Below are 24,109 nucleotides of genomic sequence, written 5' to 3'. Positions count from 1 at the left end.
ACACCACACAGCGGATGGTGTCTCGCCCTGAACATGGTGTATCCGGGTCAGGCCTGAAGGGGATACACCGCATTCGTCACGAGACACCACACAGCGGATGGTGTCTCGCCCTGAACATGGTGTATCCGGGGCAGGTCTGGCTCAGACCGCCTGGCGCACCTGCAGCAGCGGGCATTCGAACGGGTCCCGCTCGCCGAGCCCCACGCGGTTGATGTAGCGCGTCACGATCCGGTACGACTCCCAGAGCCCGGTCTCGGTGTACCGCACGTCGTGCGCGAGGCAGTACTCCCTGATCGCGCCCGATGCCTGCCGGAGGTGGGGGCGGGGCATCGACGGGAAGAGGTGGTGCTCGATCTGATAATTCAGTCCGCCCATCGCGACGTCGAGCAGGCGACTGCCGCGGATGTTCCTGCTCATCAGCACCTGCCGGCGCAGGAAGTCGAGCTTCGCGCCGGCGGGGACCAGCGGCATCCCCTTGTGATTGGGTGCGAACGCGAGTCCCATGTACACGCCGAACAGGCCGAGCTGCACCGCGAGGAAGACGGCGGCGATCCCGGGTGAGAGCACGACGAACACGAGCGCGAGATAGCCGCCGAGGCGGATCGCGAGGAACGCGATCTCGATCGGACGCCTGCGGAGGGGTTCGCGCGAGACGACACGCCGCACGCTCGACGCGTGCAGTGAGAGGCCTTCGAGCAGAAGGATCGGGAAGAAGAAGACGCCTTGATGCGCCATCACCCAGGCGAGCGGGCGGCCGTAGTGCTTGGCGCGTTCCTCGACCTGATCGGCGGTGACCGCGATCACCGGCAGCTCGATGTCGGGGTCGGACCCGATCTTGTTCGGGTTCGCATGGTGGCGGGTGTGCTTGTGCTGCCACCAGCCGTAGCTCATCCCGACGAGCAGATCGCCCAGAACGATGGAGGTCCAGTCGTTCCAGCGCCCAGAGACGAAGATCTGCCGGTGCGCGGCGTCGTGCCCGAGCATCGCGATCTGCGTGAAGACGATGGCAAGCGCCGCGGCGGTGAACAGCTGCCACCACGTGTCGCCGATCAGGACGAATCCCGCGAGCGCCGCGGCCAGCACGAGCGCACCGCCGATCAGCTTGGTCCAGTAGTACCCGTAACGGCGTCGCATCAAGCCGCTCGCGACCACCGTGCGCGAGAGCTCCGTGAAGTCGTTGATCGCACGCGATCGGCGCTCGACGACGCGAACGCCCCGATCGACTTGTTCGGTCATCGTCCCAGCCCCGATCCTCCGGCCGCACGGCTGTGCGGGCCGACGATGTCGGGGTCCGGGGCACCTGTGCTCAGGCTACGCCGATGTCGCGCGGTGCGGGGCTGCTCGGAGCGAGTTCACAGACCGCGGACTCACCGATCGCGGAGGCCTCTCACGTCTGGCGCCGGATGAAGCGCATCAGCCAGGCGATGACGGCGATGATGATGATGACGAGGCCGATCCACAGCAGGAACTTCGCGGCCTCGATGAACACGCCCAGCAGCAGCAGGACGATTCCGACGACGAGCAGGATCACGGCGAGTGCGGTCATGTTCTCATCGTGCGCGCCTGCGGATGCCGCGTCCACCCGGTTGACAGAGCCGCCGAGGCCATGCCAAAGCCGCGGTTCAGTCGGCCAGCGAGGCCGCCTGCCACTGGTCGGGCGACACCGGCTTCGGGCGCCGCAGGAACAGCACCGCCACGACGCCCACCAGCATGACGACGGCGGGCAGCAGGATGGTCTGGGCCATCGCGGTCGAGAACGGCTCGGCGACGGCCGCGGGAAGCTGTCCGCCCGCGAAGCTGCCGCCCGCGGCATCCGACGCACCGGGCAGGTTCGCCTCGATCCGCGCCTGCATGAACACCGCGATCGCGGCCGAGCCGAGCACCGACCCGATGGTGCGGGTGGTGTTGTAGATGCCCGCGCCGGCGCCGGCCTGCCGTGGTGAGAGGTTGCGGGTGGCGGTGGTGGCCAGCGGCCCCCACATGCCGGCGTTGCCGACACCCATGAGGAACGACGGGATGAGGAACATCCAGATCGGGGTATCGAGGTTCATCAGTGCGGAGTAGAGCACGAGCGAACCCGCCACCAGCAGCAGGCCGGGCACGAGCAGCACGCGCGGATCGGTGTGGTCGAGCCAGCGGCCGGCGAGGGGCGACAGCACGCCGGCGGCGATCGCCATCGGCACGAGCAGCAGCGCCGACTCGGTCGGGGTGAGCCCTCGCGCCAGCTGGATGAAGAACATGAGCGGCAGCGACATGCTGGTGACGGTGAATCCGACGGTCGAGATGCCGATGTTGGCGACCGAGAAGTTGCGGTCGCGGAACAACTCCATCGGCACGAGCGGCTCGCTCTTCGTGCGGAACTGCTGCCAGATGAACAGGCCGAGCACGATGACGCCGGTGAGGATGACTCCCCACACCGTGATCGGGCCCCAGATGACGCCCCAGTCGTAGGTCTCGCCCTCCTGCAGCCCGAACACGATGAGGAACAGGGCGACGGCGCTCAGCACGACGCCGACGAGGTCGAACTTATGCGGGTGCGTCTCGAGCTTCGGGACGAGGATCCATGCGAGCACGAAGCCGACGATGCCGACCGGGATGTTGATGAAGAAGATCCACTCCCAGCCGAGGCCGTCCACGAGCAGGCCTCCCGCGAGCGGGCCGACGAGCATCGCAACGCCCGACGTCGCACCCCACAGGCCCATCGCCGCACCGCGCTGGGTCGGCGGGAAGGTGCGGGTGATGACGGCCATCGTCTGCGGCGTCATGAGCGCGGCGCCAAGGCCCTGCACGGCGCGGAACGCGATCAGTGCGCCGAGCGTGGGCGACAGCCCGCAGGCGAGCGAGGCGAGCGTGAAGACCGCGAGCCCGATGAGGTAGATGTTCTTCGGGCCGAAGCGGTCGCCGAGGCGTCCGGTGATGAGGAGGGGCACGGCGTACGCGAGGAGGTAGGCCGAGGTCACCCAGACGACGTTGTCGAGGTTGTTGGTGTCGGGATCGAGCGCGGCCTTGATGGCGGGGTTGGCCACCGAGACGATCGTGGTGTCGACCAGGATCATGAAGAAGCCGATGACCAGGGCCCACAGGGCCGGCCACGGGCTGCGCGGGGCGCTGTTCTTTCGAGCGGATGCCGCACCCGGTGCGGTCACGCCGCTCCCGGTCGCTGAGCTTCTCAATGCGTCGGTCACTGTCGTGCCGCCTTTCTCTGGGCGATGTAGCGTTCCGAGGGCTCCACGTCGGGACCCCACGGGAAGTCGGAGGCGTCGAGGCGAACGAGCAGTCCGTCGAGCCAGGTGAGGTCGGCCGCGAGGAGGGCCTCGTCACGGTCGACCTCGAGCAGATACTGCGCGGGCACGCCCTTGGCGTCGGCGAACCGGTGCCCCTCGACAAGGGCGCGGTGGGCGTCGGCGAGTGCGGTCCTGCGGGCGAGCAGCAGGGCGATCACCTCGCCGCGATCGAGGTTGTGCGCCTCGGCGAGCGCGACGCGGAACTCGGCAGGGCGATCGACGCGGGGAAGCTCGCGCCGCACCCATTCGACGACAGCGCGGGCGCCGGCATCCGTCACCGTGTAGGTGGTGCGCTCGGGGCGATTGCCTTCGCGATCGACGCCGACCTCGCTGACGAGCCCCGCCTTCTCGAGCCGCGAGACGGTGTGATAGACGGTGCCGTTGGTGATCGTGACGAGCCGCTCGTCGCGCCGCATGCGCATGAGGCGGATCATCTCGTACGGGTGCATGTCGCCCTCGCTGAGCAGCGCGAGCACCATGAGTCCGAGCGGGGTCAGCCGGCCGACGTCGTCCTTCACCATCACTCCATGTCGATTAGTCCAGATGGACTATACCTCTGTTCGCGCTCGTCGGGACCCATGGGCCGGGGATAATGGGCGGGTGACGGACGCGAACCCCACCTCTCTCGACCTGCCCGGCTGGCGCCACGTGTACTCGGGCAAGGTGCGAGACCTGTACCGGCCGACGGACGACACCCAGCGGATGCTCGTCGTCGCGAGCGACCGGGTGAGCGCCTTCGACCACGTGCTCTCGCCCGGCATCCCCGGCAAGGGCATCCTGCTGACCACGCTCAGCCTGTGGTGGTTCGACCGGCTGGCGGGCTCTGACGGCGGCCGCAGCATCCCGAATCATCTCGCGGCATCGCACGTGCTGACCCGCGGAGCCGACGGCGCGGCGAACACCCCCGACGATCTGCAGAACCTGATCCCGGATGCCGTCACCGGACGCGCCATGGTGGTCAAGAGTCTCGACATGCAGCCGATCGAATGCGTCGTGCGCGGGTACCTCACCGGATCCGGATGGGCCGAGTACCGCGAAAGCGGGACGGTATGCGGCATCCCGCTTCCGGCTGGGCTCGCCAACGGCGACCGCCTGCCCGAGCCGATCTACACCCCCGCGTACAAGGCCCCGCTCGGTGAGCACGACGAGAACATCTCGTACGAGCGCACCGTCGACCTCGTGGGAGCCGAGCGCGCCGCGGAGCTGCGCGACCTCTCGCTCGAGATCTACGAGCGTGCCGCGCGCACGGCCGAGGCGCACGGCGTCATCCTCGCCGACACGAAGTTCGAGTTCGGCATCGACGAGAACGGCGTGATGACGCTCGCCGACGAGGTGCTCACGAGCGATTCGTCCCGCTACTGGGATGCCGCGGCCTGGGCCTCGGGCACCACTGCCGAAGAGCGCATGGCGAGCTTCGACAAGCAGATCGTGCGCGACTGGCTCGCCGCGAACTGGGCGCCGCCGCGCGAAGGCGAGCCTCCGGCGCTGCCCGCCGATATCGTCGAGCGCACGACCGCCCGCTACCGCGAACTGCTCGACCGCCTCACCGCAGCCTGACCCGCCGCGCAGCGGGAGCGACGGCGCGGAAGCGACCGGCGCAGGCACGGGAGCGACCGGTGGGGCAGGCGCGGGGCACCGGCCGGCGTCTCCTGAGAGACGGCGGGTGGTGCGGGAACGACGGGCGGCGCAGCCGTGGGCATCCGCAGATTCCGGCATCGGTCTGTCGTGGCCACGCGCGCACCACCCCGGGGCACATTCGCCACCTCGGGGCGTGATCCTCCCGCCCCGAAGTGAACAACCCGCCCCGGGGGCACGGCATCCGCGGGTCGCGGCGCATGCAGCCCCGGCGCACGCAGCCCCGGGGCACATTCGCCCCGGGGCACATTCACCACTTCGGGGCGTGATCCTCCCGCCCCGAAGTGAACAACCCGCCCCGGGGCATCCCATCCCCGGGGCGCGCGCGGGGGGACTTCCAGCGGGAATTCACGGCGGATGCCGGGGGTTGAGTATTCACATGAATGAAGCAGTCCCCGGCCGGCTCGCTGCCGACACCTCTATGGGTGCGGTGACCCTGCTCGTCGGCGACCTCGATCGGATGACCGCGTTCTACCGCGATGTCGTGACGCTCACCGTGCTGTCGGCCGAGGGCGACACCGTCACGCTCGGTCGCGCCGGCCGGCCGATCGTGGTGCTCCGCCACGATCCCGCGCTCCGCCACGCGACCGCCGGTTCGGCGGGCCTGTTCCACACCGCGATCCTCTTCGAGACGCAGGAGGCCCTCGCCGCCGCGCTGTACAGCGTCGCCCGTCACGCGCCCGGCACTTTCACGGGCAGCGCCGATCACCTCGTGAGTCAGGCCTTCTACCTGACCGACCCCGAGGGCAACGGCATCGAGCTCTACTGGGACCGCACGCGCACCGAGTGGTCGTGGACGCACGGCCAGATCGAGATGGCGACGCTCTCCCTCGACCCCAACGAGTTCCTCCGCGACCACTTGACCGAGCGGGCCGAGACCGGCGAGACGACGCAGGATGCGGCATCCGTCGGTCACGTGCACCTGTCGGTGGGCGACGTCGCCACCGCGCGCGCCTTCTACGTCGATGCGCTCGGCTTCGACGAGACGGCGTCCTTGGGCAGCCAGGCGGTCTTCGTCAGCGCGGGCGGCTACCACCACCACATGGCGATGAACGTCTGGAACTCTCGCGGAGCAGGGCCTCGGATGCCCGCCCTCGGACTCGGTCGCGTCGACCTCTCGCTCACCGACTCCGATGCGCTCGGCGCACTGTCGGAGCGTCTGCGCGACCGCGGCTTCCCGGTGCGCGACGACGGTCGGACGCTCTCGTTCGACGACCCCTGGGCGAACCTCCTGCACGCCACGGTCCCCGGCCGCGGCTGAGCCGCGGGCCTGAGCGCGGCCCGGACACCAGAGCCGCGACGAGACCAGGCGTCAGACCGAGTCGCGGACGACGAGTTCCGTCTCGAGGATCGTGACGTGGCGCGGATGCCGCCCCGCGAGCAGATCGAGCAGCACCGTGGCCATGCGCTCCCCCTGCGCGAAGGACGGCTGGCGCATCGTCGTCAGCGGAGGGATCACGGATGTCGCGACGGGCGAGTCGTCGAAGCCCATGATCGCGACGTCCTCGGGCACCCGCAGGCCGGCCGCCGCGAGCACGGTCAGCGCGCCGCGTGCCATCAGGTCGCTCGCGACGAAGACCGCATCGGGCCGATCGCCGGACTCGAGGATGCGCCGCATCGCGTCGGCGCCGCCGTCCGCCGTGAAGTTGCCGTCCTCGATCGCGCCGGGAGCGAGCTGGAAGGAGGCGAGCGCATCCCGGAAGCCCCGCAGGCGGTCCACGCCCGCGGGCATGTCGCGCGGGCCGGTGATCGATGCGATCCGGCTGCGTCCGCTCTCGACGAGGAACACCGTCGCATCGTAGGCTCCGCGCACGTTGTCGACGTCGACGTAGTAGTCGCGTTCGCGTTCGCGCACGGGACGGCCGCCGTAGACCACCGGCACGACGCTCGCGATGCGGTCGATGAACGTGTCACTGGTGTGGTGCGAGACCACGATGGCGCCGTCGACTGCGCCGCTGCGCACGTAGCTGGTGGTCTTGTCGCCCGGGTCGTCGCTGGCGATGAACAGGTTGAGCACGTAGTCCGAGCGGCCGAGCCGGGCGTTGATCCCGGAGACGATCGCGGCGAAGAACGGGTCGCCGAAGAATCGCGTCGTGTCTTCGGGCACGATCAGCGCGATCGCGTGCGTCTGCCGGCTCGCGAGCGAGCGGGCGGCGCGGTTCGGCACGTAGTTGAGGTCGGCGATCGCCCGCTTCACGGATTCGAGGGCCTCGGGGCTCACCGCCGTGGAACCGTTGACGACACGCGAGACCGTCGACCGCGACACGCCCGCGGCCGCGGCGACCTCCTCGATCGTGACCGCTGCGCGGATCACTTCGGTGCTCATCCCTGCTCCCTCTTCCGGATGCCGCGGCTCGGGCCCGATCAGCCGACGAACAGCGTCAGCCGACGGTGGCGGCCGTCTCCGGCTCGAGCGCTCTCGAGCCGATGATCCGGCTGTACTCGAGTCCGCTGTCCTTCACCGTGCGCTCCTGCGTGTCGTAGTCGACGCGCACGATTCCGAACCGCTTCTCGTACCCCCACGCCCACTCGAAATTGTCGAGGAGCGACCAATAGAAGTATCCCCGCACATCGGCGCCCGCATCGACCGCATCGAGGATCGCGGCGAGATGCGCGCGGACGAAGTCGGCGCGCTCGTCGTCGTGGACGCGCACCCGGCCGTCCTCGACCACGCGCTCGTCGTCGTAGGCCGCGCCGTTCTCGGTGACATAGAGCACCGTCCCCGCCGGCTTCGCATACTCGTCCCAGACGTGGGTGAGCAGACGGGTGAGACCCTCGGGCTGCACTTCCCAGTTCATCGGCGTGCGCGGCAGGCCCCGCTCGTGCCAGTGGATGCCGTCGTGCGAGGGGAACGGAGAGCGCCCGGGGCGGTCGGTGGGCGCATCACCGGCCCGAGGCGGATCCGCCGGCACATGACCGCCGACGAACTCGCCGTGGTAGTAGTTGACGCCCATGGTGTCGAGCCGTGTCGAGATGACGTCGAGGTCGCCGGGGCGCACCGCGGCCTCCCACGCGTCGATGGCCGCGGCATCCACCTTCCGGATGTCTTCGACGACGTCCGCCGGGTACTCGCCCCGGAAGATCGGGTCGAGGAACCACCGGTTGAACTGCCCGTCGATCCGGCGCGCGGCGTCCACGTCTGCCGGGTCGGTCGGATCGACCGGATCGGCGACGGTGAGGTTCAGCGTGATGCCGAGCTGCAGCGACTCGTCTCGGGCGCGGAGCTCCTGCACGGCCTGACCGTGGCCGAGCATGAGGTGGTGCGCGGCGAGCACGCCCTCCTCGACGCTGTAGTGGCCGGGGGCGTGCAGTCCCGCGGTGTAGCTGAGGAACGACGAGCACCACGGCTCGTTGAGCGTGGTCCAGACGTTCACCCGATCGCCCAGCGCGTCGTGCATGCTCAGCGCGTACTCGGTGAACTTCTCGGCGGTGTCGCGGTTCGCCCAGCCGCCCTGCTCCTGCAGCGCCTGCGGCAGGTCCCAGTGGTAGAGCGTCAGCCACGGCAGGATGTCGGCGCCGAGCAGTTCGTCGACCAGGCGCTTGTAGAAGTCGACGCCCTGCGCGTTGACCGCGCCGCCGTCGGGGCGCACTCGCGACCACGACGTCGAGAAGCGGTACGTCTGCAGGCCCATGTCTTTCATGAGCGCCACGTCGCCGGCGTACCGGTGATAGTGATCGCAGGCCACGTCCCCGTTGTCGCCGTTGATGACGGCGCCCGGGACGCGGCAGAACGCGTCCCAGATCGAGTCGCGGCGGCCGTCCTCGTGGGCGGCGCCTTCGATCTGGAAGGCCGCCGTTGCGGCGCCGAAGAGGAAGTTCGACGGGAAGCTGCGCGAAGTCGCGTTCGTCATGAGGGCAGAGTCCTCTCGTGGTGCGGTGGTGGTCATGTGTCTATCAGCCCTTCACCGCGCCGGCCATGATCCCGCTGACCAGCTGCTTGCCGGTGAAGGCGAACAGGATGAGCAGCGGAATCGTCGCGAGCAGTACGCCGGCCAGCACGATCGAGTAGTCGACGAAGTAGTTGGATTGCAGCAGCGACAGTGCGACGGGCAGGGTCGGGCTCTGCCGGTCGAGCACGATGAACGGCCAGAAGAACTGGTTCCACGCGCCCACGAAGGTGAACAGGAACAGCATCGCGGCCGCGGGCCGGGCCGCGGTGACGCCGACAGTCCAGAACGTGCGGATCATGGATGCCCCATCCACACGTGCCGCTTCGATGAGCTCGTCCGGCACGGTCTGCGACAGGTACTGCGTCATCCAGAACACGCCGAACGCGCTGGTGAGCGCGGGGATGATGATCGCCCCGATCTGCCCGGTCCAGCCGAGGTCCGAGAACAGCAGATAGAGAGGAACGACTCCGAGCTGCATCGGCACGGCCATCGTCGCCACCACGAATGCGAGGAGTGCCTTGCCGCCGGGAAAGCGGAGCTTGGCGAACGCCCAGCCCGCGAGGGTCGAGAAGACGACGACGGATGCCGCGATCACGGTGGAGCTGAAGATCGAGTTCCACAGCGCCAGCCAGAAGTTCACGGCGGGGTCGTTCATGACCTTGAGCGCGTTGTCGATGAAGTTGCCGCCGGGCAGCCACGACATGTTCGGATCGTTGATGGTCGTCGAGTCGCCCGAGCCGATCAGGAACGACCAGTAGTAGGGGAAGATCGCCGAGACCACGACCACTCCGAGGCCGACGTATACCCAGACGCCGGCGCGGACGCCGCGGATCTTCGTGGTGCGATTGCTCCGGCGCGCGTTGGGGAGATTCTCCTCGACGATCGCGAGAGGCGGGGTGCTGATGGCGCTCACTGCGGGGCTCCCTTCCGGCGGCGGCGGCGTTGGATGACTCCGCGACCGCCCTCGTCGCGGACGAGGCGACGCGTGATGGCGAGGTTGATGAGGCCGATCGCCAGGATGATGATGAAGAGGATCCACGCCAGGGCTGCGGCGCGACCGAAGTTGAACTCGCCCCAGCCGATGTTGTAGAGGTACAGCGTGATCGTCAGCCATTGGCCGGCAGCGCCTCCGCGGCCGGTCTGGTCGAACATGCGGGGCTCGTCGAAGATCTGCAGCCCGCCGATCGTCGACGTGATGATCACGAAGATGAGCGTCGGCTTCAGCGACGGCAGCGTGATGCTCCAGAACTGGCGGAATGCGTTGGCGCCGTCGACGGTCGCGGCCTCGTAATACTCACGGGGCACGGCCTGCATGGCGGCGAGCAGGATGAGGGCGTTGTAGCCGGTCCAGCGGAAGTTGACCATCGTCGCGATGGCGATGTGGCTCCAGAACGGGTCCTTGTGCCAGGCGATGGGGTTCAGGCCGAGGTCGGTGAGGATGTTGTTCACCAGGCCGTGGTTGTCGCCGAACATGTTGCTGAAGATCAGCGCGACCGCCACCGGGGCCATGACGTACGGGAGCAGGACGCTCATCCGCCAGAAGGTCTTGGAGCGGATGTTGCGGTCGAGCATCGCCGCGATGAACAGCGCGAGGATGAGCTGCGGCACCGACGACAGCAGGAAGATGCTGAAGGTGTTGCGCAGGGCCACCCAGAAGTCGGCCTGCGACAGGATCCAGATGTACTGATCGAAGCCGACGAAGGTGCCGGAGTTTCGGACGAGGTCCCATTCCTGGAACGAGATGACCGCCGTGTAGACGATCGGGAAGAGTCCCACGATCGCGAACAGGATGAAGAACGGCGAGATGTAGAGGAAGGGCGAGAGCTTCAAGTCCCAGCGGCTCAGCCGGTGGGAGAAGGAGAGGACGCGTGCGGGGCGTTCGGGGGTGGGCCGATCGGCCGGCCCGGATGCCGTGGTGCGGGTTGCGGTCGAGGTCACCGGTGGCTCCGATTCGGGTGTCGAGGGTGGGGGTGGATGCGGAGTGCGTGCGGACCGGGAGGACCCGCACGCACTCCGCCTCTGTCGTCAGATCACGTTCGCGCGAGCGAAATGATCGTCAGGGGTGACCGGTCAGAACGCTTCGACTTCGGCGACGAAGTTGTCCCACGACGTCTGCGCGTCTTCGACCCCGTCGAAGACGCGCGTGATGGCGTCCTGCAGCGCGGTGTTGTACTTGAAGTAGTTCGCGCTCTTGTACGGGGTGACGGTGATCGCCTCGGAGCGGTCCGCGAAGACCGTGCCGGTGGGCGCGTCGGCGAAGTACTCGTTCGTCGAGTCCGTGATGGACGGCGCGCTCTGCGCGTCGACCGCGCTGGGGAATGCACCGACGGTGACGAAGGTCTTCTCCTGCTGCTCGGGAGCGGTCAGCCAGTCGGCGAGCGCGAGGGCTGCGTCCACGTTCTTGCCGTTGGCCGGAACGGTCAGGTACGAGCCGCCCCAGTTGCCGCCGCCGTTGGGGAACGCGTTGGCGATCTCCCAGCCGGTGACCTCGGGAGCGTTGCCCGAGATGATGCCCAGCATCCACGGCGGGCACAGCATCGCGGCGAATTCGCCGTTGGCCATCGAGGCGTTCCAGTCGTCGGACCACTGGCCCGAATAGGCCGAGTTCGGGATGCCGCGCTCGATGACGAGCTCGTACGCCGCCTTGGTCTCGGGGCTGGTGGTCGCGACGACGGTGCCGTCGGCCTCGTCGTACGGGAACTCGACCTGGTTGATGATGCCCTGGAACGCCGAGTTCGCGGCGTCGATCATCGGCTTGCCGGTCGCGGCCTTGTACTGGTCGGCCAGGTCGAAGAACGTGTCCCAGTCCCCGTCGATCGCGCCGGCGACCTCGTCGGGCGTGGAGGGGAGGCCGGCAGCGGCGAACAGGTCGGCGCGGTAGCAGACCGCCTGCGGGCCGATGTCGGTGCCGAAGCCGACGAGGCGGCCGTCGGCGTCGGTCGCGGCGGCTTCCTTCCAGTCCACCCAGCGGCCCTTGGCGCTGTCGGGCACCTCGGCGAGCAGATCGGAGTACTGCATGGCCTCGGCGAACCAGTCCACCTCGACGGCCTCGATGTCGGCGAGGCCCTCCTTGCCGAGCTTGGCGAAGAAGTTCGTGCGGGCGTCGTCGGTGATGGCGGCCTTGTTGTGGACGATCTTCACGTCCGGGTTCTCGTCCATGTACTCCTGGAGGAGTTCATCGTCGTAGCCGAAGTCGTTGAAGGTGGCCAGGGTCAGCGTGATCTGGCCGTCGTCGCCGGCGGCGTCGTCATCGCCGCTACCGCCGGCACAGCCGGCGAGGATGATGGCCGAGGCCGAGAAGGCGGCGACCGCCACGGCGCTTCTGCGGAAGGCGCGAGTATTCACTGTCACTCCTTTGTGTTGTCAGGGTCGTGTGTGTGTCTTGCAGGATGCGGTCTCACGGGTGCCGAGACCTGACCCGTGGGAGCGTTCCCACGGATTGTTGGGTAACGCTATGGGATCGCTCCCACGAATGTCAAGGGAGCGCTCCCACGAACTGATCACGGTTGAATCACGACAGATCCCGATGCAGGGGAAGCGGCGGTCTCCGCGGCCCGTAGACTGGGGGCGACCCCTTCCCGCGACATCCGGAGCTGTCTCATGCCCACCATCGTCGTCGACGTCATGCCCAAGGCCGAGCTGCTGGACCCGCAGGGGAAGGCCGTGACCGGCGCCCTCTCGCGTCTGGGAGTCGACGCCTTCTCGTCCGTCCGCATCGGCAAGCGCTTCGAGCTCACCGTCGAGGGCGAGGTCGACGACCAGGTCCTCGAGGCCGCTCGCAAGGTCGCCGACGAGATCCTGTCGAACTCGGTGATCGAAGACGTCATCTCCGTCGAGGTGGTCGCGTGACGACCCGCGTCGGGGTCATCACCTTCCCCGGCTCACTCGACGACCGCGATGCGCAGCGCGCGATCCGCGTCGCCGGCGGTGAGCCGGTCGCCCTCTGGCACGGCTCGCACGATCTCGACGGCGTCGATGCGCTGGTGCTGCCCGGCGGCTTCAGCTACGGCGACTACCTGCGGGCCGGAGCGATCGCGGCGCTCGCCCCGATCATGACCGAGGTGAAAGATGCCGCAGCCAAGGGCATGCCGATCCTCGGCATCTGCAACGGCTTCCAGATGCTGGTCGAGGCGCACCTGCTTCCCGGCGGTCTGATCCGCAATGCGCACCAGCAGTTCATCCGCCGCGACCAGCGTCTGCGCGTCGAGAACAACGACACCGCGTGGACCAGTGAATTCACCTCTGGCCAGGAGATCGTCATCCCGCTGAAGAACGCGGACGGCGGTTACGTCGCGTCGGAGTCCGAGCTCGATCGCCTCGAGGGCGAGGGCCTCGTCGCGTTCCGCTACGTCGGCGTGAACCCGAACGGATCGCTGCGCGACATCGCCGGCATCACCAATGATCGCGGCAACGTGGTCGGTCTCATGCCGCACCCCGAGCACGCCGTCGAAGAGGGCTTCGGTCCCGACACCGCCGCCGCCATGCGCTCCGGCGTCGACGGTCTGCCGTTCTTCACCTCGGCCATCGCCGCAGTGGTGGGCGCCGCGGCCTGAGCCCCGGCATCCGCCGTCAGACCGTCCCGGCGGGCGGCCACACCCCGATGATGATCGCCATGATCACGATGGTGACGAGCTCGTGCGCGATGTTGAGCACGGTGAGCGACGACGGCCGCCCCTCGAACGCATCGTGCGTGATGAACCGCGCGGCCGTGAAGCCCGCCCACAGGATCACGCCGGTGCCCAGCGCCGCGAGCAGGTAGCCGCCGTCATAGAAGTACCACGCGATCGTGGTCGCGCCGGCGAGCACCCACGCCGTGATGAAGCTCACGATGACCGTGACCACGATCGGCACGACGGCGCTGGCGCCGGGGCGATCCATGTCGACGTTCGCGAGCTTCGCCCAGCGCGTGCCGAACACCTTCGGCGTGTACCAGATCGAGCCCACCACCATGCTCGATGCGGTCGCCAGCAGCACTGCCCAGTAGTTGATCTCGGGGACCACGTCCGCCTCCTCTGTCCGGTTTGCCCGAACTCTATTCCTCACGAGCCCCGATAGCGTGGAAGACGTGAGCAGCAGCGGCATCCGGAATCTCGTCGTCTCCGTCCCCACCGAGCACATGGCCGCCGATCTCGGCCCCCTTCCCGACGGTGTCGAGGTGGTGGTGTGGCCGATGGATGCCGCGGCTCCCCGGGACCGGTTCGACATCGTGGTGCCGCCCTACATGTCGATGTCACGCGTGCTCGCGCGTCTCGAGAACGTGCCGGTGGGGCTCGTGCAGGGCCAGTCGATCGGATACGACGGCGTCGCGCAGGTGCTGCCGTCCGGTCTGGTCTTCGCCAACGCGGCGTCGGTGCACGAGACATCCACCGCCGAGCTCGCCGTCGGCCTCGCCATCGCCGCGCAGCGCCACCTCGACGCATTCGCCGTCGATACCGCAGCGGGCCGGTGGGCGCCGGTGTTCTCGCAGAGCCTCGCCGACCGGCGCGTGCTGCTGCTCGGCTACGGCGGCGTCGGCAAGGCGGTGGCCGCACGTCTTGCGGGCTTCGAGGTGCAGCTCACGCCGGTCGCGTCGCGAGCACGCGACGAAGACGGGACGCCGGGGTCAGCACAGGTCCACGTGCACGGCGTCGACGAACTGCCCGACCTGCTGCCCCACGCCGACATCGTGATCCTCACCCTTCCCGGAGGCGACGCGACGCGAGGGCTCGTCGACGACGCGTTCCTGTCCGCACTGCCCGACGGCGCGCTGATCGTCAACGTCGGACGCGGCACGCTCGTCGACACCGACGCCCTCGTCGACCACGTGCGGCGCGGACGCATCCGCGCGGCGCTCGACGTGACCGAACCCGAGCCGCTGCCCGAAGGGCATCCGCTCTGGAGCCTGCCGGGCGTGCTGATCTCGCCGCACGTCGGCGGAGCCTCCAGCGCCATGCAGCCTCGCATCGCCCGGCTCGTGCGCGCCCAGATCGAGCGCATGGCCGCCGGCGAGCCGCCGCTCAACGTCGTTCTGCCGGTACCGGTCCCCTAGCCTCCCCCGCGACGCGTCGAGCAGCGCCCACCCCGCGGGTAGCAGCACCACACCCCACCGGTCTCCTCCTCCACTGCTGCAGTTCCCTGCGAGTGCTGCGTCGCCCGACGCAGCACTCGCAGGAAGATGCAGCACTCGAAGCGCGCGGCAGTCAGCATGCAGGCGCGGACTCGGCGGGCGCGGGCGGCGCGGGGCGGTCAGCGGGTGTCGATGTCGGCGCCCGACCACAGATCGGCGCACTCGATCTCGAGGGCGTCGTGGGCGATCAGGTACGCGCGCGCCCCGCGATCGCCCGAGAGCGACTCCGCGGCGGGGGCGAGATGGGCTGCCCCCAGGGCGACGGGATGCCCCGGCTCGCCGCCGTAGACCGCCTGCGCGAGTGCGTGCACGGGGTCGGTTCCGAGCGCAGCGATGACCCGGGTGATGGCGGCGGGTGCGGCATCCGGAGTATCCACGGGCATGACGACCGCGGCGTCGCACCCGAGCATCGACGCGGCGCGGAGACCCGCCCGCAGCGACGCCGACAGCCCATCGGACCAGTCGGCGGCCACCACCGTGCCGATCCCGTCGGGAATGAGTGCCGTCACTTCGGCCGCTCGTGCGCCGACGACCACGAGCACGTCGTCGCAGCCCCCGGCCTGCAGAGTGCGCACGGATCGCGCGACCCAGGGCTCGCCGTCGGCGCCGCGCGTCACTCCCTTGGGCGCCCCGTAGCGGGTTCCGGCGCCGGCCGCGAGCACGATCCCGCAGATCCCCACGTGAACGACCCCCTCCGGGAACAGGATGCCGCGGCCGAGCCGTCGACGTTTCCTGAGCGTAGTCCGCGCGAAACACGACGCGCCTAGCGTGTGCGCATGCTCGAGCTCGCTGCTGAACTGCTGCCTCTGCTGCGGAGCGCGACCGCTGTCGCGGCGGTGACCGTCGCGCGCGTCGCGCGCAGCGCCCCGCGCGGCGCGGGAGCGACCATGGCGGTGACGGCCGACGGACGGGTGCTCGGATCGATCTCGGGAGGCTGCGTCGAAGGCGATGCGGTCGTGCTGGCGCACAGCGCACGCGTCGGGGGCGCACCTCTGACCGCTCGGCTCGGATTCTCGGATGATGCCGCCCACGCCGCCGGACTCGCCTGCGGCGGAAGCGTCGACGTCGTCGCCTACCGCGTGACGCCCGACGCGGCCGTGATCGCGGCGCTCGATGCCGCTGCGGCGGGGCGCGGGGCCACCGTCGGGATCGTGCTCGGCGGAGCATCGGCGGGCCGCGTGCTCGACGAAGTCGCCCTGCGCGCAGCGGTCGCGAAGGCTGCCGCCGTGCTCGACCAAGACGCCCTCCATGCAGCGGTCGCCGAGCCCCCCGCCCCCTCCGACAACACCCTCCGTGAAGCCGACTCGAACGCCACCGCGCGCGACGGACGCGGCTCGGCCGCTGCGGCTGCGGCTGCGGCTGCGGCTGCGGGGCGCACTCCCTCCCGCCCCGGCGTTCCCCTCGCGGAGCTCGACGCCCTCATCGCGCACCGTGAAACCGCCGTGCTCCCGGCCGCGGTCGAAGGCGCCGATGTCCTCGTGCTCTCGCATGCCCCGATGCCGAGGCTGCTGATCGTCGGCGCCGGTGAGCATGCCGCCGCCCTCTGCAGGGTCGCCACCGCCGCGGGGTTCGCGGTCAGCGTGTGCGACGTGTGGGAAACCCTCGTCACGCCCGTGCGGTTCCCGGGAGCGGTCTCGTTGATCGCGGGTCTTCCGGACGAGTACCTGGCGGCGATCGATCAGGACGCGCTCGACGGGCGCTCGGCCGTGTGCGTCCTGACGCACGACGAGCGTCTCGACGTGCCCGCTCTCGCGGCCGCACTGCGGTTGCGAGTCGGCTTCGTCGGGGCCATGGGCGCGCGGGCCACGGTCACGCGCCGCGCCGAGCTGCTCCGCGAACGGGGGATCGCGGAGTCCGACATCGCGCGCATCCATTCACCCCTCGGCCTCGACCTGGGTGGGGCGACGCCCGACGAGACCGCGATCTCGGTGCTGGCCGAGATCGTGGCGGCCCGTCATGGCGGGTCGGCCCTACCCCTGCGCGAACGCACCGGTCCGCTGCACCGCCGCGCGCCCGTCTCCGGCACCGCCGCCGACACGTCGTCAGCGAGCGCGCCGCGCGTCGCGTGCGGCATCCCCCTTCCCACAGGAGCACCATGACCCGCACCATCATCGAGAACGCGCACATCGCCACCGTCGACGCCGCGAGCACGGAGTATCCGACCGGCCACGTCGTGGTCGACGGCGGCCGGATCTCGGCGGTCGGCGCGGGGCGCGCGCCCGACCCCCTGCGCGAGGGCGCTGAGATCGTCGACGCCCGCGGATGCCTCGTGACCCCCGGGCTCATCAACACCCACCATCACCTGTACCAGTGGCTGACGCGCGGGTACGCGCAGGACTCGATCCTGTTCGACTGGCTCACGGCGCTGTATCCGCTGTGGGCACGCATCGACGCGGGTCTCACCGGTGCGGGTGCCGCGGGCGGGATGGCGGTGCTCGCGCGGTCCGGCTGCACCACGGTCGGCGATCACCACTACGTCTTCCCGCGCGGATCCGGCGATATCGTCGGCGCGCTGGTCGAGTCGGCGTCGACCGTCGGCGTTCGCCTGCACGCGACGCGCGGGTCGATGGATCTCGGGCAGTCGCAAGGCGGCCTGCCGCCGGACTTCGCCGTGGAGACGACGGATGCGGCGCTGAAGGCGTCGCAGGAGGCGGTCGAGCGGTATCACGACCCCTCGTTCGACGCGATGGTTCGCATCGCGATCGCGCCGTGCTCGCCGTTCTCGGTGACGGCCGACCTGCTCCGCGAGGCAGCCGTGCTGGCACGCTCGCTCGACGTGCGGCTGCACACGCACGCATCCGAGACGGTCGAAGAGGACGCGTACTGCGCGGAGCAATTCGGCAAATCCCCCACGCAGTACCTCGAAGACCTCGGCTGGCTCGGCGACGACGTGTGGATGGCGCACGGCGTGCACCTGGACGAGACCGCGATCGCCCGTTACGCCGCGACCGGCACGGGTGTCGCGCACTGCCCGTCGTCGAACGCGCGGCTCGCGGCCGGCATCGCTCCGGTGCGCGCACTGCTCGATGCCGGCGTCCCGGTGGGGCTCGGTGTCGACGGCTCGGCGTCGAACGAGTCCGGTCAGCTCGGGGTCGAGATCCGCGAATCGGTGCTGATGAACCGGCTGCGCACGGGCTCCGAGTCGATGAGCGTCCGCGACGGACTGCGGATCGCGACGATGGGCGGCGCGCGGGTGCTCGGCCGTCACGACGAGATCGGCTCGCTCGAGCCCGGCAAGCTCGCCGACATCGCGGTGTGGCAGGTCGACCGGGTCGAGCACGCCGGAATCCTCGACCCGGTCGCGGCCCTCGGGCTCGGAGCGCTGCCACCTCTCAAGCGCCTCTTCGTCGGCGGCCGGGCGATCGTGGAGGATGCCCGCCTCACGAGCGCCGACGAGGACGGGATCGCCCGCGGTGTGGCACGCGCGTCTCGGGAGCTCGCAGAGCGGCTCTGACGGGACGCCTCGTCCGTCGGCCCCGGCTCCACCGGGGTACTTCTCATTCGCGCCCGTCGGGGGTATGACCGAAGGGAGGAAACGAGGACGAGATGGATGCATCCCCTTCGCCCGAACACGACGAGACCCCGCCGCCGGCCGACGATGCCCGCGAAGGGCTTCCGCCCCGCGCGGACGTGGAGCATCTCCAGACGTCCGAGTGCTGGTCTCTGCTGCAGGATTCGCGCTTCGGCCGGATCGCGGTGATCCACGCGGACGGAGCGCCCGACGTGTTCCCCGTGAACTTCGCGACCCACGAGGGCGCGCTCTTCGTGCGAACGGCGCGCGACGCCAAGCTGCTGCACATCGCGCAGCATCCGCTGGTCGCGTTCGAGGTGGACGGCGAGACCGACGACTCCTTCTGGAGCGTGGTCGTCCGCGGCAGCGCCGCCAGGGTCACGAGCGATGACGAGATCCGTCGCAGCGGCGTGCGGGGCCTGGAGTCATGGAGTCCTACGGCGAAGTACTTCGTGATCAAGATCACCGCCGCCACGGTCGCGGGCCGACGCTTCCCGAAGAATGCCGGCCGTGCCGACCCGCCGATCGCGTTCGAAGGACACGTGCGACCCGAAGCCCCGCCGGATGAGCCGCACGCCTCCCGCGGCGAGCCTCCGCAGCCGATCCCGCACCACACCCCGCGCCCCACGACAGACAGCATCCCCATCGATCCGCACCGCGAGCAGAACGACTGAAGCCCCGCGCCCACATGCCGCGCACCGGCAATGCGGCGAAACAACGCCGAAACCGCGGCTTGCTTGACTGACCCGCCTACGACCCCGCGCTGCTGCACACGCCGCAGCGCCCGGGATCAGCGGAAGGAGGGCGGTCATGGACATCACCACCGTCAGCTCGTACCGCCGGGCACACGAGCGCCGCGACCTCCGACTCGCAGCGGGCGAGACGCTGCTCGCCGGCGGCACCTGGCTCATGAGCGAGCCCCAGCCGGGCACCACCGGGTTCGTCGATCTGACGACCATGGACTGGCCGGCCCTCGAGATCACCGGCGAGGGCCTGCGCATCGGCGCGACCTGCACGATCGCGCGCCTCGTGGCGTGGGCCGAGGGACGCGATGAACTGACCGTGCCTGACGAGTGGGCTGCGGCATCCGTCATTCCCGAGGCCGCCAACGCGCTGCTCGCATCGTTCAAGATCTGGAACACCGCCACTGTCGGCGGCAACGTCTGCCGCTCGTTCGCGGCGGGTGCGATGATCTCCCTCGCCGTCGCCCTCGACGGCGTCGCCGAGATCTGGATGCCCGATGGCGGCACCCGCACACTCGCCGTTGCGGAGCTCGTCACCGGCAATGGCCGCAACTCCCTCGACCGCGGCGAGGTGCTGCGGGCGATCGGCATCCCGTCGCGCACCCTCCGCTCGCGACTGGTGCTCCGCAAGATCGCGCTCGCCGAGCACGGACGGTCGGGCGCGGTCGTGACCGGGCGCATCGACGTCGACGGCGCGAGCGTTTTCGCGGTGACGGCGGCGACCGAGCGGCCGGTGGTCCTGCGCTTCGCGGAGATTCCGGATGCCGCGACCCTCGCCACCGCGGTGCACGGGGCTCCCGGGTACTACACCGACCCGCTGGGCGCGGCGGACTGGCGCCGTGGAGTGAGTGTCGTGCTCGCCGAGCGCATCCGCGGCGAGCTCTCCGGAGCGGAGCACGCGGCATGAGGTTCGACGTCAACGGCGAGCCGATCGACGCCGAGCCCCGCGCGGGGCAGTGCCTGCGGACGCTGCTGCGCGAGACCGGCCACCACGAGGTCAAGAAGGGCTGCGACGCCGGCGACTGCGGCGCGTGCGGCGTGCTGTTGGACGGCGTGCCGGTGCACTCGTGCATCATCCCGGCGGTGCGCGCCGAGGGCGTGTCGATCACGACCGCGGCCGGGCTCGCTCCCGGCGACGAGCTGCACCCCGTGCAGGAAGCCCTCGTGGAGCATTTCGGGTTCCAGTGCGGGTTCTGCACCGCCGGCATGGCGGTGACCGCCTCCACCTTGACCGCCGACGACCTCCCCGACCTCGACCGGCGCATGAAGGGCAATCTGTGCCGGTGCACCGGCTACCGGCCGATCCGCGAGGCGATCGAGGCCTCGGTGCTCGGCCCGGTGCGCTCCACGGGGCCCGCGTCGACCGAACCCGCCCGCGGACACGTCGGGCAGTCGGTGCGCCCCGAGCCCGGGCGGCGCGTCGTGCAGGGCCTCGAGCCGTTCACGTTCGACACCGAAGTGCCCGACGCTCTCGTGCTGCGCGTCGTCGGATCGCCGCACGCGCACGCGCGGATCGTCGCGATCGACACCGCTGCGGCGCGTGCGGTGCCAGGGGTCGTCGCCGTGTTCACGCATGAGAACGTCACCGCTCGCCGCTTCTCGACGGCACGGCACGAGCATCGCGAGGACGACCCCGACGACACCCGCATCCTCGATGACGTCGCCCGGTTCGTCGGGCAGCGGGTCGCTGCGGTGGTGGCAGAGTCCGCCGAGGCCGCCGACGAGGCCTGCCGGCTGATCGAGGTCGAGTACGAGGTGCTCCGCGCCGTGTTCGACCCGGAAGAGGCCCGCACCCCCGGCGCACCGCTGGTGCATCCCGACCGGACCGTCGACGATCGCGTCGCCGAGGCATCCCGCAATGTGCTCGCGACCCTCCACGACGGGATCGGCGGCGATGTCGACGCCGCCCTCGCCGCCAGCGCCGTCACGGTCGCCGGCACGTGGCAGACCGCCCGCGTCTCGCATGCCCAGCTCGAGACGCACGGCGCGATCGGCTGGCTCGACGACGACGGCCGTCTCGTGATCCGCTCGAGCACCCAGGTGCCGTTCCTGGTGCGGGACGAGCTGGCTCAGCTGTTCGGGCTGCCGCGCGAGCGCGTCCGCGTGTTCGCGGCACGCGTCGGCGGCGGATTCGGCGGCAAGCAGGAGATGTTCACCGAAGACCTGGTCGCCCTCGCGGTGTTGCGCACCGGCAGAGCGGTCTCGTACGAGTTCGCACGCGCCGACGAGTTCCGCCGAGCCTCGGTCCGGCATCCGTTCCGGGTCGGCGTGACCCTCGGCGCCACCCCCGACGGCGTGCTCACCGCGATGAAGCTCGACGTGCTGAGCGACACCGGGGCGTACGGCAACCACGGCATCGGCGTGATGTTCCACGGCTGCGCCGAATCGATCAACGTCTATCGCTGCCCCGTCAAGCGCGTCGACGCCGAGGTCGCGTACACGAACAACGTGCCGTCGGGCGCGTTCCGCGGGTACGGGCTCGGGCAGGTGATCCTCGGAGTCGAGTCGGCCCTGGACATGCTGGCCGAGCGCCTCGGCATCGACCCGTTCGATCTCCGCCGCATCAACGCGGTCCGCGAAGGAGACCCGCTCCTCACGGTGCACGACGAGCACGACGAAGACCTGGTGTGGGGCAGCTACGGCCTCGATCAGTGCCTCGATCTCGCGCAGGGCGCACTGCGTCGCGGCAACGGCGTCACCGCCCCCGACGGATGGCTGGTGGGCGAAGGCATGGCGCTCTCGTTCATCGCCGCGATGGCGCCGGGCGGGCACCATTCCCACGCCGCGGCGACACTGCGCACCGACGGCACCGTGATCCTGTCCGTCGGCACCGCCGAATTCGGCAACGGCACGAGCACCGTGCTGCGCCAGATCGCCGCCACCGTGCTCGAGGCATCCGAAGATCGCATCGCGCTGCGCGCATCCGACACCGACCTCGTCGCGCACGACACCGGCGCGTTCGCCTCGGCGGGAGTCACCGGGGCCGGAAAGGCCCTGACGGCCGCGTGCCTTCAGCTCAAGGAGCGCATGCTCGAGACGGCGCGGCGCATGACGGGAGCGGATGCCGCGCACCTCGCCGCGGGCGGAGTCCAGGCCGGAACCCGGCTCGTCTCGTACTCCGACCTCGTGCGCGCCGCCGTCCCTGCGCATCGCGCCCTCGAAGGCATCATCGGCACCGGCAGCGAGCACGGCGACGAGCGCAGCCTGTCGTTCAACGTGCACGCCGTACGCGTCGCCGTCGACCCCGAGACCGGGTCGGTCAGGGTGCTGCAGTCGGTGCAGTCCGCCGATGCCGGCTATGTCATGAACCCCGCCCAGTGCCGCGGTCAGATCGAGGGCGGAGCCGCCCAGGGGCTCGGCAGCGCGCTCTACGAAGAGGTGCTGATCGACGAGTCCGGCGCGGTCGCCAACCCCGTCTTCCGCATGTACCGGGTGCCGCAGTTCGCCGACATCCCCCACACCGAGGTGCTGCTGGCCGACACCCACGACTCGGTCGGGCCGTTCGGCGCCAAGTCGATGAGCGAGTCCCCCTACAACCCGGTCGCCGCGGCCGTCGGCAACGCAATCGCCCGCGCCGTGGGAAGCCGCCCGTACCAGCAGCCGTTCACGCGCGAGCGGGTGTGGCGGCTCGTCCAGGAGCATCGAGCGGATGCCACGCCCACGCTGGCGGCATCCACTCTCGTCTGACACGCGGCGGGGTGGGACGGGGTCGTCACACCCCTGAAACACCAGGGCGCACGCGGCGAAACCTCGACGGCTTAGCGTCGCACCAATCACATCATCATGAAGGGGAGCCACACCCGATGGCACGACACAGCAACCCAGGGCGTCAGTACCGCATCGCGGCCGCAGCAGCCGCGTTCGTCGCATCCGCCCTCGTCCTCGCCGGCTGCGCCTCCGGTGGCGCAGAGCCCGGCGCGAGCGACGGCGCCGCAGAGGCGGCCTCCTACGGCGAGATCAGCGTCCAGTACTCCTGGATCAAGAACGAGGAGTTCGCAGGCGAGTTCTACGCCTACGAGAACGGCTACTACGACGAGGCCGGCTTCGACGAGGTGATCGGCATCTCCGGACCCGACACCGGCGTCGCGAAGCTGCTCTCGGGCAGTGTCCAGGTCGCCCTCAGCGACGCCGCGTCGATCGGCGCCGCGATCGCCGAGGAGGAGGCGCCGCTGAAGATCATCGGCGCAACCTTCCAGAAGAACCCGTTCACGATCCTGTCGCTCGCCGACGGCGGCAACATCACGTCGCCCGAAGACCTCATCGGCAAGACGATCGGCGTGCAGGACTCCAACGCCTCGGTGTTCGCGGCCCTGCTCAACGCGAACGACATCGACCCGGCCGACGTCACCGTCGTGCCGGTCGACTTCGACCCGACTCCCCTCATGAACGGCGAGGTCGACGGCTTCATGGCCTATCTGACGAACGAGGCCCTCACGGTCGAGCTCGCCGGCTACGACGTCACGAACCTCTCGTACGCCGAGAACGGCGTGCCCTACGTCGCCGAGACGTTCAGCGTCACCGACCAGTTCCTCGCCGAGAACAAGGACCTGCTGAAGGCATTCCTGACGGCCGAGATCAAGGGCTGGACCGACGTCTTCACCGAGTCGACCGACGACACCGTCTCGCTCATCGATACGTACTACAACCAGGCGGCATCCGAGTCGGAGGACGGCCTGGAGGCGATCTTCGGAGCGCTCGACCCGGTCAAGACCGCCGCCGGCCTCGAGGCGGAGAAGCTGCTGATCTCGACCGACGAGACCGAGGCCAACGGCCTGTTCACCATCTCGGACGACCTCAAGAAGCAGACCGTCGCCTCGCTCGCAGCCGCAGGCTGGGACGTGTCGGTCGACGATCTCTTCGACACGACGATCATCGACGAGATATACGAGGAGAACCCCGAGCTGAAGGACTACCTGCCGTAGTCCCAGAGACCGGACAGC

22 protein-coding genes are annotated in these 24,109 nt (G+C 69.8%); 11 read left to right on the top strand and 11 right to left on the bottom strand.

Annotated features, from left to right (window positions below; genetic code table 11):
- Window positions 1-141: 141 nt before the first annotated feature.
- From KEC57_RS12115 to KEC57_RS12100, 4 genes are all read right to left on the bottom strand, one after another.
- Window positions 142-1,236: a fatty acid desaturase family protein gene (locus tag KEC57_RS12115; RefSeq protein ID WP_229384867.1), complete on the bottom strand. Its 1,095-nt coding sequence runs from the start codon at window positions 1,234-1,236 to the stop codon at window positions 142-144.
- A gap of 151 nt (window positions 1,237-1,387) precedes the next feature.
- The gene (locus KEC57_RS12110; RefSeq protein WP_229384866.1) at window positions 1,388-1,546 is read right to left on the bottom strand and encodes a hypothetical protein; all 159 of its coding nucleotides are present in this window, start codon (window positions 1,544-1,546) and stop codon (window positions 1,388-1,390) included.
- 76 nt (window positions 1,547-1,622) lie between these two features.
- Window positions 1,623-3,146: a DHA2 family efflux MFS transporter permease subunit gene (locus KEC57_RS12105; RefSeq protein WP_308187599.1), complete on the bottom strand. Its 1,524-nt coding sequence runs from the start codon at window positions 3,144-3,146 to the stop codon at window positions 1,623-1,625.
- A 35-nt stretch (window positions 3,147-3,181) separates the two neighbouring features.
- Window positions 3,182-3,805 carry a PadR family transcriptional regulator gene (locus tag KEC57_RS12100; RefSeq protein WP_229384865.1) on the bottom strand — a complete coding sequence of 208 codons (624 nt, stop codon included), beginning with the start codon at window positions 3,803-3,805 and terminating at the stop codon, window positions 3,182-3,184.
- Window positions 3,806-3,884: 79 nt separating this feature from the next.
- Here KEC57_RS12100 and KEC57_RS12095 point away from each other — a divergent pair, with 79 nt between their 5' ends.
- Together KEC57_RS12095 and KEC57_RS12090 are read left to right on the top strand one after the other, a co-directional pair.
- On the top strand, window positions 3,885-4,841 hold the full coding sequence (locus KEC57_RS12095; RefSeq protein ID WP_229384864.1) for a phosphoribosylaminoimidazolesuccinocarboxamide synthase: 957 nt from the start codon (window positions 3,885-3,887) through the stop codon (window positions 4,839-4,841).
- 457 nt (window positions 4,842-5,298) lie between these two features.
- Entirely contained in the window at window positions 5,299-6,180 is an 882-nt protein-coding gene (locus KEC57_RS12090; RefSeq protein WP_229384863.1) for a VOC family protein, read from the top strand.
- A 51-nt stretch (window positions 6,181-6,231) separates the two neighbouring features.
- Here the strand turns inward: KEC57_RS12090 and KEC57_RS12085 are convergent, their stop codons facing one another.
- From KEC57_RS12085 to KEC57_RS12065, 5 genes are all read right to left on the bottom strand, one after another.
- Window positions 6,232-7,245 (bottom strand): LacI family DNA-binding transcriptional regulator, encoded by a 1,014-nt coding sequence (locus tag KEC57_RS12085; protein ID WP_229384862.1) that lies wholly within the window; start codon window positions 7,243-7,245, stop codon window positions 6,232-6,234.
- 55 nt (window positions 7,246-7,300) lie between these two features.
- A complete protein-coding gene (locus KEC57_RS12080; RefSeq protein WP_229384861.1) occupies window positions 7,301-8,770 on the bottom strand; it encodes a glycoside hydrolase family 1 protein in 1,470 nt (489 codons plus the stop codon).
- Window positions 8,771-8,813: 43 nt separating this feature from the next.
- Window positions 8,814-9,722, bottom strand: coding sequence for a carbohydrate ABC transporter permease (locus tag KEC57_RS12075; RefSeq protein WP_229384860.1), 909 nt, complete (start codon window positions 9,720-9,722; stop codon window positions 8,814-8,816).
- Window positions 9,719-10,747: a carbohydrate ABC transporter permease gene (locus KEC57_RS12070; protein WP_229384859.1), complete on the bottom strand. Its 1,029-nt coding sequence runs from the start codon at window positions 10,745-10,747 to the stop codon at window positions 9,719-9,721. The genes KEC57_RS12075 and KEC57_RS12070 overlap by 4 nt, the downstream gene beginning before the upstream one ends.
- A gap of 132 nt (window positions 10,748-10,879) precedes the next feature.
- Window positions 10,880-12,154, bottom strand: a complete 1,275-nt coding sequence (locus KEC57_RS12065) for an ABC transporter substrate-binding protein (RefSeq protein WP_229384858.1) — start codon at window positions 12,152-12,154, stop codon at window positions 10,880-10,882.
- A 255-nt stretch (window positions 12,155-12,409) separates the two neighbouring features.
- On the opposite strand from KEC57_RS12065, the gene purS reads away from it, so the two are divergent.
- A complete protein-coding gene (gene purS, locus KEC57_RS12060; protein WP_229384857.1) occupies window positions 12,410-12,658 on the top strand; it encodes a phosphoribosylformylglycinamidine synthase subunit PurS in 249 nt (82 codons plus the stop codon).
- On the top strand, window positions 12,655-13,362 hold the full coding sequence (gene purQ, locus KEC57_RS12055; RefSeq protein WP_229384856.1) for a phosphoribosylformylglycinamidine synthase subunit PurQ: 708 nt from the start codon (window positions 12,655-12,657) through the stop codon (window positions 13,360-13,362). The genes purS and purQ overlap by 4 nt, the downstream gene beginning before the upstream one ends.
- A gap of 16 nt (window positions 13,363-13,378) precedes the next feature.
- Here purQ and KEC57_RS12050 read toward each other — a convergent pair whose 3' ends face one another.
- Window positions 13,379-13,810, bottom strand: a complete 432-nt coding sequence (locus KEC57_RS12050; RefSeq protein ID WP_229384855.1) for a DUF1761 domain-containing protein — start codon at window positions 13,808-13,810, stop codon at window positions 13,379-13,381.
- Between the two features lie 115 nt (window positions 13,811-13,925).
- Between KEC57_RS12050 and KEC57_RS12045 the strand changes: the two genes are divergently transcribed.
- A complete protein-coding gene (locus KEC57_RS12045) occupies window positions 13,926-14,837 on the top strand; it encodes a 2-hydroxyacid dehydrogenase (RefSeq protein ID WP_229384943.1) in 912 nt (303 codons plus the stop codon).
- A 197-nt stretch (window positions 14,838-15,034) separates the two neighbouring features.
- On the opposite strand, the gene KEC57_RS12040 is transcribed toward KEC57_RS12045, so the two are convergent.
- Window positions 15,035-15,595 carry a nucleotidyltransferase family protein gene (locus KEC57_RS12040; RefSeq protein ID WP_229384854.1) on the bottom strand — a complete coding sequence of 187 codons (561 nt, stop codon included), beginning with the start codon at window positions 15,593-15,595 and terminating at the stop codon, window positions 15,035-15,037.
- Between the two features lie 96 nt (window positions 15,596-15,691).
- On the opposite strand from KEC57_RS12040, the gene KEC57_RS12035 reads away from it, so the two are divergent.
- The 6 genes from KEC57_RS12035 (at window position 15,692) to KEC57_RS12010 (ending at window position 24,091) form a co-directional block, all read left to right on the top strand.
- A complete protein-coding gene (locus KEC57_RS12035) occupies window positions 15,692-17,014 on the top strand; it encodes an XdhC family protein (protein WP_229384853.1) in 1,323 nt (440 codons plus the stop codon).
- Window positions 17,011-18,369 carry an 8-oxoguanine deaminase gene (locus KEC57_RS12030; RefSeq protein WP_229384852.1) on the top strand — a complete coding sequence of 453 codons (1,359 nt, stop codon included), beginning with the start codon at window positions 17,011-17,013 and terminating at the stop codon, window positions 18,367-18,369. Before KEC57_RS12035 ends, KEC57_RS12030 begins: the two co-directional genes overlap by 4 nt.
- Before the next feature lie 92 nt (window positions 18,370-18,461).
- Window positions 18,462-19,100 (top strand): pyridoxamine 5'-phosphate oxidase family protein, encoded by a 639-nt coding sequence (locus KEC57_RS12025; protein ID WP_229384851.1) that lies wholly within the window; start codon window positions 18,462-18,464, stop codon window positions 19,098-19,100.
- 136 nt (window positions 19,101-19,236) lie between these two features.
- Window positions 19,237-20,076: an FAD binding domain-containing protein gene (locus KEC57_RS12020; RefSeq protein ID WP_229384850.1), complete on the top strand. Its 840-nt coding sequence runs from the start codon at window positions 19,237-19,239 to the stop codon at window positions 20,074-20,076.
- On the top strand, window positions 20,073-22,856 hold the full coding sequence (locus tag KEC57_RS12015) for a molybdopterin-dependent oxidoreductase (RefSeq protein WP_229384849.1): 2,784 nt from the start codon (window positions 20,073-20,075) through the stop codon (window positions 22,854-22,856). Before KEC57_RS12020 ends, KEC57_RS12015 begins: the two co-directional genes overlap by 4 nt.
- Window positions 22,857-22,972: 116 nt before the next feature.
- Window positions 22,973-24,091: an ABC transporter substrate-binding protein gene (locus KEC57_RS12010; protein WP_229384848.1), complete on the top strand. Its 1,119-nt coding sequence runs from the start codon at window positions 22,973-22,975 to the stop codon at window positions 24,089-24,091.
- Window positions 24,092-24,109 lie beyond the last annotated feature (18 nt).

The organism is Microbacterium allomyrinae (assembly GCF_020682705.1).
Classification (GTDB): domain Bacteria; phylum Actinomycetota; class Actinomycetes; order Actinomycetales; family Microbacteriaceae; genus Microbacterium; species Microbacterium allomyrinae.
Note: the sequence above shows the minus strand (reverse complement) of the source record. Positions and strands in the feature narration are given on the sequence as shown.